At 70.9% G+C, this 16,766-nt stretch carries 15 protein-coding genes; 9 read left to right on the forward strand and 6 right to left on the reverse strand.

Annotation, left to right across the window (positions count from 1 at the left end; all coding sequences use genetic code 11):
- Positions 1 to 16 precede the first annotated feature (16 nt).
- The 6 genes from tatA to AOM00_RS07535 are packed head-to-tail and all read left to right on the forward strand — an operon-like array spanning position 17 to position 6,976.
- Entirely contained in the window at positions 17 to 235 is a 219-nt protein-coding gene (tatA, locus tag AOM00_RS07510; protein WP_062517199.1) for a Sec-independent protein translocase subunit TatA, read from the forward strand.
- Positions 219 to 1,004 carry a twin-arginine translocase subunit TatC gene (gene tatC, locus AOM00_RS07515; RefSeq protein ID WP_228373438.1) on the forward strand — a complete coding sequence of 262 codons (786 nt, stop codon included), beginning with the start codon at positions 219 to 221 and terminating at the stop codon, positions 1,002 to 1,004. Before tatA ends, tatC begins: the two co-directional genes overlap by 17 nt.
- Complete coding sequence (locus tag AOM00_RS07520) at positions 1,001 to 1,930, forward strand: diacylglycerol/lipid kinase family protein (protein ID WP_062517201.1); 930 nt, start codon at positions 1,001 to 1,003, stop codon at positions 1,928 to 1,930. Before tatC ends, AOM00_RS07520 begins: the two co-directional genes overlap by 4 nt.
- Before the next feature lie 9 nt (positions 1,931 to 1,939).
- On the forward strand, positions 1,940 to 4,678 hold the full coding sequence (locus tag AOM00_RS07525) for a DEAD/DEAH box helicase (protein WP_062517202.1): 2,739 nt from the start codon (positions 1,940 to 1,942) through the stop codon (positions 4,676 to 4,678).
- Between the two features lie 28 nt (positions 4,679 to 4,706).
- A complete protein-coding gene (gene lnt, locus AOM00_RS07530; RefSeq protein WP_062517203.1) occupies positions 4,707 to 6,239 on the forward strand; it encodes an apolipoprotein N-acyltransferase in 1,533 nt (510 codons plus the stop codon).
- Positions 6,233 to 6,976 (forward strand): polyprenol monophosphomannose synthase, encoded by a 744-nt coding sequence (locus AOM00_RS07535; RefSeq protein WP_062517275.1) that lies wholly within the window; start codon positions 6,233 to 6,235, stop codon positions 6,974 to 6,976. The genes lnt and AOM00_RS07535 overlap by 7 nt, the downstream gene beginning before the upstream one ends.
- Positions 6,977 to 7,019: 43 nt before the next feature.
- On the opposite strand, the gene AOM00_RS07540 is transcribed toward AOM00_RS07535, so the two are convergent.
- A complete protein-coding gene (locus AOM00_RS07540) occupies positions 7,020 to 7,352 on the reverse strand; it encodes an RNA polymerase-binding protein RbpA (protein ID WP_062517204.1) in 333 nt (110 codons plus the stop codon).
- A 404-nt stretch (positions 7,353 to 7,756) separates the two neighbouring features.
- Here AOM00_RS07540 and AOM00_RS07545 point away from each other — a divergent pair, with 404 nt between their 5' ends.
- The 3 genes from AOM00_RS07545 to AOM00_RS07555 all read left to right on the forward strand — a co-directional run bounded on the left by AOM00_RS07545 (position 7,757) and on the right by AOM00_RS07555 (position 10,865).
- Positions 7,757 to 9,067 (forward strand): RICIN domain-containing protein, encoded by a 1,311-nt coding sequence (locus AOM00_RS07545; RefSeq protein WP_082096754.1) that lies wholly within the window; start codon positions 7,757 to 7,759, stop codon positions 9,065 to 9,067.
- 503 nt (positions 9,068 to 9,570) lie between these two features.
- Entirely contained in the window at positions 9,571 to 10,272 is a 702-nt protein-coding gene (locus AOM00_RS07550) for an N-formylglutamate amidohydrolase (protein WP_062517206.1), read from the forward strand.
- A 20-nt stretch (positions 10,273 to 10,292) separates the two neighbouring features.
- Positions 10,293 to 10,865 (forward strand): hypothetical protein, encoded by a 573-nt coding sequence (locus AOM00_RS07555; RefSeq protein ID WP_156159084.1) that lies wholly within the window; start codon positions 10,293 to 10,295, stop codon positions 10,863 to 10,865.
- 6 nt (positions 10,866 to 10,871) lie between these two features.
- On the opposite strand, the gene AOM00_RS15415 is transcribed toward AOM00_RS07555, so the two are convergent.
- From AOM00_RS15415 to AOM00_RS07575, 5 genes are all read right to left on the reverse strand, one after another.
- Positions 10,872 to 11,024: a hypothetical protein gene (locus AOM00_RS15415; protein WP_156159085.1), complete on the reverse strand. Its 153-nt coding sequence runs from the start codon at positions 11,022 to 11,024 to the stop codon at positions 10,872 to 10,874.
- Between the two features lie 121 nt (positions 11,025 to 11,145).
- Positions 11,146 to 11,892, reverse strand: a complete 747-nt coding sequence (locus tag AOM00_RS07560) for an MIP/aquaporin family protein (protein ID WP_062517208.1) — start codon at positions 11,890 to 11,892, stop codon at positions 11,146 to 11,148.
- Positions 11,893 to 12,024: 132 nt separating this feature from the next.
- Entirely contained in the window at positions 12,025 to 12,522 is a 498-nt protein-coding gene (locus AOM00_RS07565) for a flavodoxin domain-containing protein (RefSeq protein WP_062517209.1), read from the reverse strand.
- Between the two features lie 82 nt (positions 12,523 to 12,604).
- The gene (locus tag AOM00_RS07570; RefSeq protein WP_062517210.1) at positions 12,605 to 16,012 is read right to left on the reverse strand and encodes a pyruvate carboxylase; all 3,408 of its coding nucleotides are present in this window, start codon (positions 16,010 to 16,012) and stop codon (positions 12,605 to 12,607) included.
- 137 nt (positions 16,013 to 16,149) lie between these two features.
- Positions 16,150 to 16,722 carry a MerR family transcriptional regulator gene (locus tag AOM00_RS07575; protein ID WP_062517211.1) on the reverse strand — a complete coding sequence of 191 codons (573 nt, stop codon included), beginning with the start codon at positions 16,720 to 16,722 and terminating at the stop codon, positions 16,150 to 16,152.
- Positions 16,723 to 16,766 lie beyond the last annotated feature (44 nt).

The raw sequence follows: 16,766 nt of genomic DNA on the forward strand, positions 1-16,766 counted from the left end.
GAAGGAGCTACATCCCATGGGACCCCGCGAAGTACTCATCGTCCTCCTGATCGTGCTGCTGCTGTTCGGCGCGCCCAAGCTTCCGCAGCTCGCGCGCTCGTTGGGCCAGTCGATGCGCATCCTCAAGGACGAGACGCGCTCCCTCACCGATGACGACAAGCCCGCCCAGGAGCGTGCTGCCGAGGAGAAGCCCGCGACCTCGTCCTCGGACGAGCCGCGTGACGCAGAGAAGTAGCAGCGCGCGTCGGGGCAACCCCGATGCCCGCATGCCGCTGGCCGAGCACCTGCGGGAGTTCCGCAAGCGCGTGGTGCTCGCCGCCGCGGGTATCGCGGTCGGCATGGTGGCAGGCTGGTACCTCTACACGCCCGTCTTCGAGGCGCTTCAGCAACCCGTCCTCGAGGCCGCCGAGCGCGCCGACGCCCTGGTGACGGTCAACTTCTCGGGCATCGCGACCGCGCTCGACATGCAGCTCAAGATGTCCCTGGTGCTGGGCATCGTGGTGAGCGCGCCGTGGTGGCTCTACCAGCTGTGGGCCTTCGTGGCGCCGGGGCTCCACCAGCGCGAGAAGCGCTACACCTTCGCGTTCCTCGGAGCGGCGGTGCCGCTGTTCTTCGGCGGTGTGGCGTTCGGGTGGTGGGTGTTCCCGCGCGCGATCGCGATCCTCACGGGGTTCACCCCCGAGGGTGCCGCCAACTTCCTCGACGCGCAGCTGTTCATGACCTTCGCGATGCGGCTGATCCTTGCGTTCGGCCTCGCATTCGTGTTCCCCGTGGTGATGGTCGCGCTCACGTGGACCGGTCTGGTGCGGGGGCGCACGTGGATGCGCGGCTGGCGGTGGGCGATCTTCCTCATCTTCCTGGCGGCGGCGATCCTCACGCCCACGCCCGACGCGATCACCATGCTGTTCATGGCGGGCCCCATGGTCCTGCTGTACTTCTCCGCGGTGGGGGTGTGCCTGCTGCGGGACCGCCGGCGCCCGAGAGAGGTGGAGACCTTCGTGTGAGGACCATCGGCATCATCACGAATCCGACATCGGGGTCGGGACGTGGGGCTCGACGAGGAGCCGAGGCCAAGGCCGCGCTCGCCGCGGGCGGGCATCACCTGATCGACCTGTCGCGCGGCTCATGGGCCGCGTCCTACGAGGCCGCGATGGCGCATCGTGACGCACTCGACGCATTGGTGGTGGTCGGCGGGGACGGCATGGCGCACCTGGGTCTGCAGGTGTGCGCCGAGCATCCGCTCGCTCTCGGCATCGTGGCCGCGGGCTCGGGCGACGACATCGCGGCGGCCGTGGGCCTGCCGCGTCACGACATCGCCGCGTCCGTCGCACGGATCGAGGACGGCCTGCGCGGCTCGACGGTGACGCTCGACGTGGGCAAGGTGGACGGCGAGGCGATCGAGGAACCGTGCCGGCCCCGCTACTTCGGCGCGGTCCTGTCCGCGGGGCTCGACGCCGCGGTCGCCTCCTACGCCCGCGCGATCTCGTTCCCGCGAGGACCGCTCAAGTACAAGGTCGCGACGCTGCACGAGCTGCCGCGGTTCCGCCCGTACGGCGTGCGCATCACCGCCGACGGCCGCGAGTGGACGCAGACGTGCACGCTCGTGGCCGTCGCCAACGCGCGCGTCTTCGGCGGCGGGCTGGTGATCTCTCCCGGGTCGCACGTGAGCGACGGCCGGCTCGAGCTCGTGACGGCGGATGCCATGGGCAAGCGCGACATCGCGCGTCTATTCGCCAAGCTCAAGGACGGCAGCCACGTGACGGACCCGCTGGTCACCATCCGGCAGGTCGACTCCGTGAGCATCGTGCCGGATGCCTCGGGCGCGCCGCTGCCGCCCGCCTTCGCGGACGGCGAGCTGGTCGGGGCGACCCCGATCCACGTCTCCACGGTGCCCGGCGCGGTCACCGTCCTGGGCGGGCGCGCACAGTAGCCTGACGGCATGACCACCCCCGCCGAGCGCTATGCGGCGGCGCGTGCACGCGCGCGCCACGCCGACCTCGTCGAGTTCGAGGAGGGCCTGTCCTTCCCGCTCGACCCCTTCCAGCGCGAGGCGTCCGAGGCCGTCGCGGACGGCCACAGCGTGCTGGTCGCCGCGCCCACCGGTGCGGGCAAGACCCTGGTGGGGGAGTATGCGGTCCGCCACGCCTTCCGCAACGGCGAGAAGGCCTTCTACACGACGCCCATCAAGGCGCTCTCGAACCAGAAGTTCCACGACCTCCAGCGGGCCTACGGCGAGGACTGCGTCGGGCTCCTCACCGGCGACACCACCATCAACCCCGACGCGGACATCATCGTGATGACCACCGAGGTCCTGCGCAACATGATCTACGCGGGATCGTCGACCATCGACAAGCTGGGCGTCGTGGTGCTCGACGAGGTCCACTACCTTGCAGACCGCTTCCGCGGCTCGGTCTGGGAGGAGGTGATCATCCACCTCCCGGAGCGGACCTCGATCATCGCGCTGTCCGCGACCGTGTCCAACGCGGAGGAGTTCGGGGCATGGCTGCGCGAGGTCCGGGGCGACACGCGCGTGGTGGTCTCCGAGCACCGTCCCGTGCCGCTGTGGCCTCATGTGCTGCTGCGCGAGGGGATCTTCGACCTCTACGGGCCGGGCGTCGACCCGCAGGATCCGGGGCTCACGCCCCGCCTCAACCCCGAGCTCGAGGCGGTCGCCAAGCGGTCGCGCCACGAGGGCAGCGGACGCGGGCCCGGGCGGCCGACGCGTGGAGGGAGGCGCCCGGAGGGACGGCGTGCGCCGCCGCGCTTCGCGGTGATCGACGTGCTCGACCAGCAGGGCCTGCTCCCGGCGATCGTGTTCATCTTCTCGCGCGCGGGCTGCGAGGACGCCGCCGACCAGGTGCGCGCCGCGGGCATGGTGCTCACCACCGAGGCCGAGCGCCGCGAGATCGCGCACATCGTCGAGCAGCGCTGCGCCTCGATCCCCACGGAGGACCTCGGGGCGCTCGGCTACGCGCATTGGCGCGACCGGCTCGAGGCAGGCATCGCGGCGCATCACGCCGGCATGATCCCGTTGTTCAAGGAGGTGGTCGAGGAGCTCTTCGCCGCCGGCCTCATCAAGGTGGTCTACGCGACGGAGACGCTCGCGCTCGGCATCAACATGCCCGCCCGCTCCGTGGTGCTGGAGAAGCTGGTGAAGTGGGACGGACAGGGGCACAAGGACCTCACGGCGGGGGAGTACACGCAGCTCACCGGCCGTGCAGGCCGTCGCGGCATCGACATCGAGGGCCACGCGGTGGTGGTCGAGCACCCCGGCTTCGACGTCACCCAGCTGGGCCGCCTCGCCTCGCGGCGCACGTACCCGCTCATCAGCTCGTTCCAGCCCACCTACAACATGGCGATCAACCTCCTGTCGCAGCTGGGCCTCGAGCGCGCGCGCGAGGTGCTCGAGATGTCCTTCGCCCAGTACCAGGCGGATCAGTCCGTGGTGGGCAAGGCGCGCAAGGCACGCGAGCTCGAGTCGACCCTCGCGGGCTACGCCAAGGCCGCGGAATGCGACCGCGGCGACTTCATGGAGTACGCAGCCCTGCGCGAGCGGCTGGGACGCCTGCAGAAGCAGGCCGCGAAGGCCAGCCAGCGCGCACGCCAGGAGGCCACCGCATCGTCCCTCGCGGCGCTGCGGCTGGGCGACGTGGTGCGCGTCGGCGGCGGCCGCCGTGCCGGCCTCGCGACCGTGGTGCAGCCGGACGACAACCCCGTCGCGCCGCGTCCGCTCGTGGTCACCGAGCATGCGCGCGTGCATCGCCTCGCGGTGTCCGAGCTCCACCATGGCCTGGAGACCGTGGGTGCGGTCAAGGTCCCCCGACGGTTCGACGCGCGCAACGCGCGCAGCCGGCGCGAGCTGGCCCAGGTGATGGACGATGCGCGGGGCAGCTTCGAGCTGCGGAGGACCCGTCAGCGCAACCCCGAGGCGGCCTCGAACGAGGCCGCGGAGCTCGAGGTGCGCCGCCGCATGCGGGAGCACCCGTGCCACCAGTGCCCGGACCGGGAGGCGCATGCGCGGTGGGCCGAGCGCTACCACCGGACCCTGCGCGACAAGGACCGTGTGGTGGGCGAGATCCAACGCGCGACGGGATCGATCGCGAAGGTCTTCGACCGGCGGCTCTCGATCCTGACCGAGCTCGGCTACGTCGACACGGTCGAGGGCACGCCCTCGCCCACGCGCGCGGGCGAGATGATGAGGCGGCTGTACGCGGAGAACGACATCGTGATCGCGGAGGCGCTCCGGACGGGCGCGTGGGAGCGGCTTCACCCGCCGGCACTCGCCGCCGCCGTCTCCACTCTGCTCTACCAGGGACGACGTGAGGACGAGGCGCGCGCGCCCCACGTCCCCGGCGGGTCCTCGGGTGTGCTCGGGACGGCGCTCAAGGACACCGTGCGCCTGTGGTCGCGGATCGACGACCTGCAACGCGAGCGGGGCCTGCCCGACCTGCCCGCGCCCCACTGGGGGATCGTGGGACCCATCCACGGCTGGGCGCAGGGCAAGGGTCTCGACGCGGTGCTCAAGGGTGCGGAGCTCGCTCCCGGCGACATGGTGCGCTGGTGCAAGCAGGTGATCGACGCGCTCGACCAGATCGCCGATGTCGCCCCGAGCGCCAGCGTACGAGCGGCGGCGGTGAGCGCGATCAAGGCGATGCGCAGGGGAGTGGTGGCCTATTGAGGTCTCCCGGCACCCGTAGGCTTGCCTGGTGCTGACCGGACTGAGGAACCTCCTGCTGGCGATCGCCGCGGGAGCCGGCCTCAACCTCGCCTTCCCGGACATGTCCTGGTGGTACCTCGCGCCGGTCTCCGTCGCGGTGCTGTGGTGGACGCTCGAGCGAGCCACGGCCTGGGGCGCGCTCGCCTTCGGCTGGGCGTACGGGACTGCGTTCATGCTGCCGCACCTGTGGTGGGCGGACTATGCGGTCGGGCCCATCCCATGGATCGCTCTCAGCGTCGCGGAGGGGCTCGCGTGGGGCCTGCTCGGGATCGGGTGGGCGCATGTGCGGCGCTCCGGGATGCTCGAGGGGCACCGGTGGGCGGCGGCGCCCACGTTCGCGCTCATCTGGGTCGGTGTCGAGCAGCTGCGAGGGATGGTGCCGTTCGGCGGCTTCCCCTGGGGCCGCATCGGCTACGCCTTCGTCGACGCGCCGGTGGCCCGCCTCGCGTGGCTCGGCGGGGTGCCGCTCGTGTCCTTCGCCGTGGTGCTCTCCGGCGCCTTGCTCGGCCTTGCCTGGGAGTCCGCGCGGACGCGGCACGTGGTCACGGCGGCTTCGGCGCCGGTGCTCGCGCTGGTGATCCTCGCGGTGGGCTACCTGGTCCCGCTCGACAGCCAGGCCCAGTCCGGGACCATGAGCGTGGGTGCGGTGCAGGGCAACGTCCCGGACAGGGGTCTGGACTCCTTCTCGCAGGCACGCGAGGTCACGCAGAACCACCTGGCCGAGACCCTGAGGCTCGCCGAGGAGACAGACGGCGATCCGGTGGACCTGGTGGTGTGGCCCGAGAATGCGGCGGACATCGATCCGCGCGTCGACGCGGAGACCATGGCGGCGGTGCAGGAGGCGATCACGGCCACGCGGGCGCCGCTGCTGCTGGGCACGGTCGACTACACGCCCGTCGAGGGTCGGTACAACACGATGCTCGCGTTCGACGCGGACGGCGGGCTGGTCGACACCTACTCGAAGCAGCGACCGGCCCCGTTCGCCGAGTACATCCCCCTGCGCTCGATCGCGCGCCAGGTCGCGCCCATCGTCGACCAGGTGACCGACATGCTCGCGGGCGTGGGCGTCGCGACCGTCGAGGTGCCCGTCGAGGCGCTCGACAGGTCGGTGCGCATCGCGACCCCGATCTGCTTCGAGGTGGCCTACGACTCCATCGTCCGCGAGGCGGTCGCGGCGGGGGCCGAGCTCCTGGTGGTGCCCACCAACAACGCGACCTTCGGTCGCACGGCCGAGAGCACCCAGCAGCTCCAGATGACCCGCATGCGCGCCATCGAGTCGGGCCGCTGGGCCGTCCAGATCTCCACCGTCGGCGTCAGCGCCGTGGTGGATCCGAGCGGGCACGTGGTGGAGTCGACCGAGCTCTTCGAGGCGGAGCACATGATCGCGCGCGTCGGGCTGCGGACCGAGGTCACGCCCGCCGTGCACGCCGGCTGGTTCATCGGGTGGGCGTTCCTGCTGCTTCCGGTGGTCGTCGTGGGCCTCGCCGTGCGCGCCCGTCTCGCGAGGAGGTACGACTGGTGACCGCAGCGCTCGTCATCATCCCCACGTACAACGAGCGTGAGTCCCTGCCACGGCAGCTCGACGCGGTGCTCGCCGCTGCGCCCGAGGTCCACGTCCTGGTGGTCGACGACGGCTCACCGGACGGCACGGGGGAGTGGGCGCAGCAGCGCTCCGACCAGGACCCGCGCATCCATGTGCTGCGCCGCACCGCCAAGAACGGGCTCGGCGCCGCCTACCTGGCGGGCTTCGCGTGGGGGCTCGAGCGCGGCTACCCGCTGCTGTGCGAGATGGATGCCGACGGTTCGCACCGCGCGGTGGACCTGCCTGCGCTGCTGGCACGATGCGCCGACGCGGACCTGGTGATCGGATCGCGGTGGATCCCCGGTGGCTCCGTGGTCAACTGGCCGTGGCATCGTCGGGTGCTGTCGGTCGGCGCGAACACGTACGTGCGCCTTGCGCTCGGCATCTCGGTGCACGATGCGACGGCGGGCTTCCGCGTCTACCGCGCCGATCTGCTTCGTGAGCTCGGTCTCGGGGGCGTCGCTTCGCAGGGCTACTGCTTCCAGGTCGACATGGCCTGGCGTGCGCTGCGGGCCGGCGCACAGGTGGCGGAGGTGCCCATCACGTTCGTCGAGCGCGAGGCCGGTCAGTCGAAGATGTCGGGCGCCATCATCCGCGAGGCCCTGGTCAAGGTGACCGTGTGGGGCGCCGCGCATCGCCTGCGCCAGCTCGGCAGCCTGTTCCGCCGCCGGGCATGACGAAGGGCCCGGCGGTCACCGGGCCCTTCATGACGACGTCTGGTCAGCGACGGCTTGCGCGGAGCGCCTCGAGACGCTCCTCGAGCAGCTCCTCGAGCTCCGGGATGGTGCGCCGCTCGAGCAGCATGTCCCAGTGGGTGCGCTGCGGCTTGATGTCCTTCTGCTCGGGCCGGTCGCCGTCGCGCAGGAGCGCGAGCGCGCCGCAGTGGCACTCCCAGGAGAGCGGCACGTCGGCCTCGACGGAGAAGGGCATCGCAAGCACGTGCCCGTTGGGGCAGTCGTAGTGCACCTCGACGCGCTCGGCGAGCTCGGCGTGGTGGATCGACTCCATGGACTGGGTTCCCAGCCTCATGCCTCGAAGCGCGCGGTCTGCCATGGCGTTCTCCTTCCGGCAGGTGGGGGTCACCCGCACATGCACAGAACGAACGTTATTGCACGGTTGTTCCGCCGTCGCGCCGAGACGCCGGCACGAACTCCCTGATCGTCGCCCGTGGGGACCCGAATCGGACCGCCGGTCGCGATGGGTGGCCACTCAGTGCCGAAATTGAGGGGTTGAGAGATCATCCACGTCGCACCCGGAACTGAGCGGGAAGGCAATATGGCGCGAATTCTGAGCGATTGTGACAAGCACCATACCGAGCGATCGAAATTCTTATGAAAATGCCTGCATAAACTCCTAACATCCCAGGTATGAGGCGCGTTAGAATGCCTCTGGGGCTGCCACTGGCGACGATATGACGGCGATATGCGAACGCCGTTGCTGCGCCTAATGTCACCGGCATGCCGACGCCTTATGCCCCCCAGCCCGCAGGGGTCGCGCCCATGCTCACGCGCACCCTGTCCATCGCGCTCGCCGCAGTGCTCGCGACGCTCCTGACGGTGGCGCTGGCACCCCCGAGCAGCGCCGCGTACGAGCTGGGCGGCAAGCCGCACCAGCCCACGGGCACCGCGAGCAAGCGGACCGCGGTGGTCATGGAGTCCGCGCCGCGCATGACGCTTCCTCGCACCTGGGCGACGCAGAAGGGCTCGTACCGTGCCGGCAGCACCGTCACGCTCGAGTGCGCGGTCTGGGGGACGCCGACGTTCGGGCGGGGGAGCGCCAACATCTCGGGCGGCTTCAGCGGGCTGTGGTACCGGCTGTCCGACGGCTACTTCGTGGCGGACGTCCACCTGGACACCGGCAGCAACGGCGCGATCACCAAGACGTGCCCCGTCCTCACCTCGAACGTCAACGTGACCACGACGTCCTGGCAACGCATCACGTCCCGGCGCACCGGCGCGAAGGTCGCGATCTACAAGACGACCGCCACCGACGGCACCTCGGTCCGCACGCAGAGGGCGACGTCCCGCGCGACCCAGCAGTTCAGGTTCATCCGGGACGAGTTCGGCACCTACAGGATCGTCAGCGCGACCCGCGCGGGACAGGTGCTTACGGTGCGCGGCAAGGCTCGGACGTCTGCCGCCGGAGCCGGCGTGGTCACCAAGACGTGGAGCTCGTACCAGAGCCAGCGCTGGCTGGTGCGCAAGAGCAGCAAGCCGGGCTACGTCACCATCCGGCCGCGCTCGACCAGCAAGCTGTGCCTCACCGTGCAGGGCTCGGGAACCGCACGTCTCACGGTCGAACGTTGCGGGAAGGCCGGGCAGCTGTTCAAGCTCGACGCCGCCGGCACGGCGAGCACCTACTCGAAGGCCGTCTCGTCGTTCTACAGCAAGACGTACGGGCGCTCGATCGCCACGCCGACGGGCCAGGATCGCGGGATCTGCCGGGCGCTCACCGAGAACTACCTGGACGCCGTGTACGGCGTCAACGTGTCGAGCCTCGGAGACTACGTGCCGGGCGGCGGCGACGGCGCCGGCGAGCTCCGTCGGCATGGCCTCACATGGAAGGCGACGTCCAGCACCCGATCGCTCAAGCAGGGCGACATCGTCGTGTTCAGGTCGACGAAGGCCGGTCAGCCCGGTCACGTGGGCATCTGGTACAACGGCCGGCTCTACGATCAGAACAACCGCACGCGCAGCTACTTCAGCACGGCACGGCTGTCGTCGTATCCCGTACCGGGGATGAAGCTCGTCGGGTACTGGCGGGCCTGAGGTTCGATCTTGGGGCCCCTTCGGTAACGCCGATAATGTGCATTATGTCATCCTGAACGCGTGCGGCCCCGGAAGCGGCCCTCCCCGACAAGGTGCCGGCGCCAACGCGCCAACGCGCCTCGCTGCTTGCAGGTGCACGGTTGCCGGACGGCCGCATCGTCGTTCGGGCCCGCACCGTCCTCGAGGTGCGTCCCGCGGCCGCGACATGGCGCTCGCGCGCGTCCCGGCCAGGCGTCTCGCCGCATGGCCGGGCCGTCTCGGATCGCGCTCGCCGCACCCGCGTCGCACGCACGCTGGGGCCGCTTCGGGGCTCGCTCCGCGGACTGTCGCAGTGGGATATCTACCAGGGATGTCATATCGCAGGGGCTGCCCCTCGGCGGCCTCTCCCCCGTGGCCGCCACGCCACGATCAGGGCGTTATGCCTGGTACGCCGCGTATGGCGGTATCCTGGTGCCACCGGCGCCAGCGTGCGCACCACCCTGAGAAGGCTGGAGGATGAGGCGATGACCGTGCTCGATGAGGCCCTGGCGGTCCCGGAAGGAACGCCCGCAGCGGCGGTCGACCTCGCCTCGCGATGGCGCGAGCACGATGCGCAGTTCAAGTCGGCGCGGTCGCAGGCGCCCCGCGCGGACTCGGCGCTCCACATCGACCGTGGCAGCCATGTGGTGCTCACCGCGCCGCACGGGACGCGCCACTACCGCGCGGGCGCCATGAAGCAGGCGGACCTCCACACCGCCTCCCTGACGCTGCTCGCCGGCGAGGTCTCCCAGGTCTCGACCGTGGTCTCCGCCGGTGCGCGAGCCGAGTGGGAGACGTGGGACGAGCGCGACGACGAGTTCAGCCGTCACCTGCGCGACCTCGGCGATCCCGCGCGCATGCTCATCGACATCCACGGCATGGGCGACCACCACGGCCCCGACTTCTGCCTGGGCACCGGCCCGCGGCCCGGCGCGCTCGAGGAGGCGGCGGTCGAGATCCTCCGCGCCGAGCTCGCCCCGTTCGCGGTGGCGGTCGACTCCCCCTTCGACGCGAGCCCGCACTACACGGTCACGAGCCTCGCCCAGCGGCACCTCGACCTCGCCGGCCTCCAGATCGAGGTCGCCGCTCGCTGGCGGAGCCCGCACGATGACGCGGCCGCCCCGGCGGTAGCCGCGCTCACCCGCGCGCTGGCCGCCGTCGAGGACCACCTCCGCGCCGCCGCGTGAGCCTTCGCTACGCTGGCACGATGCGGCGCATCGTCCCCCTCGCCACGCTCGCCCTCGTGCTGGCGGGCTGCGCAGGCAGCTCCGAGTCGGCGCTCACGCCTGAGGTGGCGGCGCGTCTCGACGCCCTCGACGCCGCCGTCGAGGCCTGGTCCTCCGCCACGTCGGTCGGCGACGCCCACCAGGCGGCCGAGGAGGCGCGCAACCTGGTCGTCGGCCCCGCCGGCCCGTTGTACGGCGACGCCGACCGCGACGGCCTGATCGAGGGCGAGACCGGGCAAGGGCTCCTTCCAGGGCTCGACGGCTCACCCGGCATCGTCGCCGAGCCCGCCGCGAACGCGTGCGTCGAACGCGACGTCCTCGGCGGCTCGTGGGAGCAGCCCGAGGCGCGATGGGACGAGGCGTTGGCCGCGATCGACGCGTGGGAGCCGGAGGGCAACACGTTCCCTTCGCTCCCGTCGCATCCCCAGCGCACGGTCGGATGGGCGTCCCTCACGCTCGCGACCGATGATCTTGACACCGCCGTCGAGTACGCGGGCCACGCACGGCTGCACGTCGACGTGACCCGCGCCGCCTTCGACGACTGCGACGGGTGATGCGCCTCAGCGGTGCTTGCGGTGGTGGTTCTGGATCGCCACCGTGACGGTACCGGTGATCCCCGCGAGGACCAGGGCGATCATCAGGTAGAAGCCGGGCTCGAAGGAGCCTGCGGAGGCGCTGAGGGTGGATGCGGACGCCAGGGTGACGGTGAACATGAACTCTCCGTTGAGTCGTTCTGCGAGGGTCGGTGGATCGCACCGGCCTCGCTGCCAGGTGGGGACCTGACACCAGCATATGGCCCCGGGATCGGGCGCCCAAGCGCGTGTGAGGCGTGTCTCAGACGTTCTCGTCGTCACCCTTCAGACCAGGCACGACGACGTCGTCGGCAGCCTCGCCGGCGTCCGGGTAGAGCGCGAGCGAGAGCCCGGCGCCCAGCGCCCCGCCCACCACCTGCGCCGCGACGAACGGCGCGACGGAACCGGGCGCGATGCCGGCGAACGTGTCGGAGAAGACGCGCCCGAGCGTCACCGCCGGGTTGGCGAATGACGTCGAGCTGGTGAACCAGTAGGCCGCTCCGATGTAGGCGCCCACCGCGGGTGCGGCGAGCACCCCGCGGCCGGTCCGTGCGAGCGCGAGGATCACCGTCACGAGGCCCGCGGTCGCCACGACCTCGGCGATGAGATGCGCGCCCGAGGCGCGCTCGGTGGTCGAGACGGCGGTGGGCACCTCGAACATGAGGTTCGCGAGCAGCGCGCCGAGGATGCCTCCGGCGCACTGCGCAGCGGCGTACCCGCCCACCTCGGCGAGGGGCAGCCCCCTCCCCCGCTTCCGGCCCACCCACCAGTCGACAAGGGACACGACCGGGTTGAAGTGCGCCCCCGAGACCGGGCCGAACACGAGGATGAGCACCGTGAGCCCGAACGCGGTCGCGAGGGCGTTCTCGAGCAGCTGGAGGCCCACGTCCCCGGGCGACAGCTGCTGGGCGGCGATCCCGGAGCCCACGACGATCGCGACGAGCGCGGCCGTCCCCACGGACTCGGCGAGCAGGCGGCGGGACAAGGAGGGCTGCGCGGTGCGGGTCACGGCGTCATCCTGGCGTGCTCGATCGACGGCGTCAAATACATCTCAACAGAGATTGAGGCGACGCGCATGTCCCCGGATACGCGAGAGGCCGGGCTCGACCCCGAGCCCGGCCTCCTCACGTGCGCGCGGCGCTCAGCCGGCCGCGATGCCCTCCAGCTGCGTGGCGACTCCGGCGGCCCAGTCGCGGACCGCGGTGAAGTCGCGAAAGTCGCCCTTGGGCGGGTTCAGGACCTTGATCAGGGCCTTCTCGCCCACGTTGAGCTTGTCCCAGTCGAGCGCGCCCGGGAAGCGTGCGTGGTCGTGCGCACCGATCTCCTTGGCGAAGCCGTCGGCCTCGTCGAGCGGCTGTCCGGGCTCGACCACGGTCTCCATGCCCACCGAGAACAGCCACACGTCCTTGGCGCGGAGCTCGTCGAGGTGCTCCTTGACCAGGTACGACGCGTCGCGGCGCCACAGGCCCCCGTAGACCGCGGATCCGAGGACGACCGCCTCGTAGTAGTGGATGCCCTGGACGTCGCTCGCGTTCTCGAAGTCGACCTCGAAGCCGTGGCTCTCGATCTCCTCCGCGATCCGCTTCGCGACCTCGCGCGTCGCACCGTACTTGGAACCGACTGCTACCAGCACCTTCATGGTGACCTCCTCCGGGGTTTGCGGCACCATCGTCCCGTGACCCTTGGCCGAGCCGACGGGACGATGGTCCCCGACCCTCCGACTATTCGACCACGAGCACCAGGTCGCCGCCCTCGAGGGACTGCGACGAGGGGATGGCCACGCGCGCGACGGTGCCGGAGACGGACGACGTGATCGAGGACTCCATCTTCATCGCCTCGATCACAGCGACGGTCTGACCGGCCTCCACATGGTCGCCCTCCGCGACCCTCGCGGTGACGAGGCCCGTGAACGGGGACGCGATGTGACCCGGGCGAGCCGGGTCCGCCTTCTCGCGCTGGACCACGTCGACCTTCGCGGAGAGATCGCGCACCTGGAGCGGGCGGATCGAACCGTTGAAGTTGAAGATCACCGTCCGCTCACCGTGCGAGTCGGGCTCGCCGACCGCCTCGATCGCCGCGATGATCTTGACACCGCGGTGCAGCTCGATCACGGCCTCCTCACCCGAGCCGACCGAGAGGCCGTACAGGTAGTGGAACGTGTCGATCACCGAGATGTCGCCGTACTGGTCGATCGCCTGGTCGAAGTCCTTCGCCGGCCCGGGGAACAGCAGGTGGTTGAGGCGCCGACGGCGGGGCTCCCCCTCCTGCGCGAGCAGCTCGCGGTCCTCATCGGTCAGCTCGGCGACCTTGCGCTCCACGTCGCGTCCCTGGAGGGCCTTGGTGCGGAAGGGCTCCGGCCAACCGCCCGGCGGGTCGCCGAGCTCACCCGCGAGGAAGCCGATGACGGAGTCCGGCAGGTCGTACTTGTCGGGGTTCTCCTCGAAGTCGTCCGGGTCCGCGTCGTTCGCGACGAGGTGCAGGGCGAGGTCGCCCACGACCTTGGACGACGGCGTGACCTTGACGAGGTTGCCAAGGATGCGGTTCGCAGCCGCGTACATGTCCTCGATCGCCTCGAACTTGTCCGCGAGGCCCAGCGAGATCGCCTGCTGTCGCAGGTTGGACAGCTGGCCGCCCGGGATCTCGTGGTGGTAGACGCGGCCGGTGGGGCCCGGGAGGCCCGACTCGAACGGCGCGTAGAGCTTGCGCACCGACTCCCAGTACGGCTCGAGGTCCTGCGCAGCCGCGAGCGAGACGCCCGTGTCGCGCGTGGTGTGCTCGAGCGCCGCGATGAGGGCGGACATGGGCGGCTGCGAGGTGGTGCCCGACATCGCGGCGTTGGCGACGTCGACGGCGTCCACGCCCGCCTCGGCGGCCGCGAGGAGCGTGCCGATCTGGCCGCCCGCGGTGTCGTGCGTGTGGAGGTGGACAGGCAGGTCGAAGCGCTTGCGCAGCGCCGACACGAGCATGAAGGCGGCCGCGGGGCGCAGCAGCCCCGCCATGTCCTTGATCGCGAGCATGTGCGCGCCCGCCTCGACCAGCTGGTCCGCGAGACGCAGGTAGTAGTCGAGCGTGTAGAGCGTCTCGTGCGGCGAGATCATGTTGCCCGTGTAGCACAGCGTCGCCTCCGCGACCGCGGTACCGGTGCCGCGCACCGCCTCGATCGCTGGACGCATCTGCTCGACGTCGTTGAGGGCGTCGAAGATGCGGAAGATGTCGATGCCGGTGGCGGCGGCCTCCTCGACGAAGGCCACGGCGACCTCGTCCGGGTACGGCGTGTACCCGACCGTGTTGCGGCCGCGCAGCAGCATCTGCAGGGCGATGTTGGGCATCTTCGCGCGCAGGTCCTCGAGGCGGAGCCACGGGTCCTCCGACAGGAAGCGCATGGCGACGTCGTAGGTCGCGCCGCCCCAGCACTCCACCGAGAGCAGCTCGGGGGTCATGCGTGCGGTGTGCCCGGCGGCCGCGAGCAGGTCGTACGTGCGAACGCGCGTCGCGAGCAGGGACTGGTGGGCGTCGCGCATCGTGGTCTCGGTGAGGGCGAGCGCGTTCTGCTCGCGCAGGGCACGTGCGAAGCCCTCGGGGCCCAGCTCGAGCAGCCGCTGGCGCGAGCCGGCCGGCGCCTCCGCGCCCAGGTCGATCGTGGGCAGCTTGTCCGCCGGCCTCACGAACACCTCGGCGTGCTCGCCGTTGGGGTGGTTCACGGTGGTGTGGCCCAGGAACGCGAGCAGCTTGGTCGAGCGGTCGGGGGTGGTCGCCACCTCGAGCAGCTCGGGGTGGCGCTCGATGAACGCCGTGGTCACTCCCCCGGCCTGGAAGTCGGGGTGCGACAGCACCGCGCGCAGGAACTGGATGTTCGACGTGACGCCGCGGATGCGGAACTCGGCGAGCGCGCGCAGGGCACGGCGCGAGGCGGTCGCGAAGTCCTGCCCTCGGCACGTGAGCTTGACGAGCATCGAGTCGAAGTGACCGGTGATGACGTTGCCCGCCATGCCCGTCGCGCCGTCGAGGCGGATGCCCGCGCCGCCCGGCGAACGGTAGGCGACGATGCGTCCGGTGTCGGGGAGGAAGCCGTTGGCAGGGTCCTCCGTGGTGATACGCGTCTGGATCGCGAAGCCGCTGACGCGGATGTCCTCCTGACGGATCCCCATGTCCTCGAGGGACTCGCCCGCGGCGATCCGGAGCTGCGAGCTCACGAGGTCGATGCCCGTGACCTCCTCGGTCACCGTGTGCTCGACCTGGATGCGGGGGTTCATCTCGATGAAGACGTGCTGTCCCGCGCGCTCGCCCTCGGTCGCGAGGAGGAACTCCACGGTGCCCGCGTTGACGTAGCCGAGGCTCTGCGCGAACTTGACGGCATCGGCGCACAGGGCGTCGCGGATCGCGGGGTCCAGCGCCGGCGCGGGTGCGATCTCGACGACCTTCTGGTGGCGGCGCTGGAGCGAGCAGTCGCGCTCGTACAGGTGGACCACGTTGCCCTGGGCATCGGCGAGGATCTGGACCTCGATGTGGCGAGGCCCGAGCACCGCCTGCTCGAGGAAGACGGTCGGGTCGCCGAATGCGTTCTCTGCTTCGCGCATGGCCGCGGAGAGCATCTCCACCAGGTCCTCGCGGCGCTCGACGCGGCGCATGCCGCGCCCGCCGCCGCCTGCGACGGCCTTGACGAACACCGGGTACCCGATGCGGTCGGCCTCGCCGACCAGGAAGTCGACGTCGCGCGAGGGCTCGGACGAGTCGAGGACGGGGACGCCGGCCTCGCGCGCCGCCTTGAGCGCCGCGACCTTGTCACCGGCCTTCGCAAGCACCTCCGGCGGAGGGCCCACGAACGTAACGCCCTCCTCGGCGCAGCGACGCGCGAAGTCGACGTTCTCCGACAGGAAGCCGTAGCCCGGGTAGACGGCATCGGCGCCGGCCTGCTTCGCGACGTCGAGGATCGCCTCGATGTCGAGGTAGGCCTTGACCGGATGGCCCTCCTCGCCGATCTGGTAGGACTCGTCGGCCTTGACGCGGTGCTCGGACATCCGGTCCTCGTAGGGGAACACCGCGACCGTGCCGGCGCCGTTCTCTACTGCAGCGCGGAACGCCCTGACGGCGATCTCTGCACGGTTGGCCACGAGGACTTTGGCGAACATCTGCTTCCCTTCGTCGTTGGAGACATCCTGCCAGGTTTCACGGTGCCAGTCAGCCGCCGTCCAGCAGGTGAGACGGCACCGTGCCGCGACATGCCGACGCCCCCGTCATGAGGACGGGGGCGACGTGGGGCGACGGTTCAGCCGGCCTGGCTGCGGCGTGCGCGGCGCTCGGCGAGCTCGTCGACGTCCGGCGTGCGTGCCGCATCGTCCGCGCGGTCGGCGGGCAGTGCCGAGAGCGAGCCCTCGAGCTCGCGCCAGACCTTGCCCAGCGCGATGCCGAACACGCCCTGTCCGCCCTGGACCAGGTCGATGACCTCGTCGTCGGAGGTGCACTCGTACACGGAGGCGCCGTCCGACATGAGGGTGATGTGCGAGAGGTCCTCGACGCCCCGCTCGCGCAGGTGCTCCACCGCGGTGCGGATCTGCTGGAGCGAGACGCCCGAGTCGAGCAGGCGCTTGACCACCCGCAGGACGAGGATGTCGCGGAACCCGTAGAGGCGCTGCGTGCCGGAGCCTGTCGCGGAGCGCACCGTGGGCTCGACCAGCCCGGTGCGGGCCCAGTAGTCCAGCTGGCGGTAGGTGATGCCCGCGGCCTTGCATGCGGTGGGACCTCGGTAGCCGGCGTTCTGATCGAGCGGCGGAAGCCCATCGTCGAACAGGACGCCCTGGTCGAACCGGGGAGGCATCCGCTGGCCGGGCTCGTCGGTCATCAATCCTCCTAGGTTCAACCTTCACTCAAACGTTAGGGCTGAGG

This window comes from Demequina gelatinilytica (assembly GCF_000971115.1).
Lineage (GTDB): Bacteria > Actinomycetota > Actinomycetes > Actinomycetales > Demequinaceae > Demequina > Demequina gelatinilytica.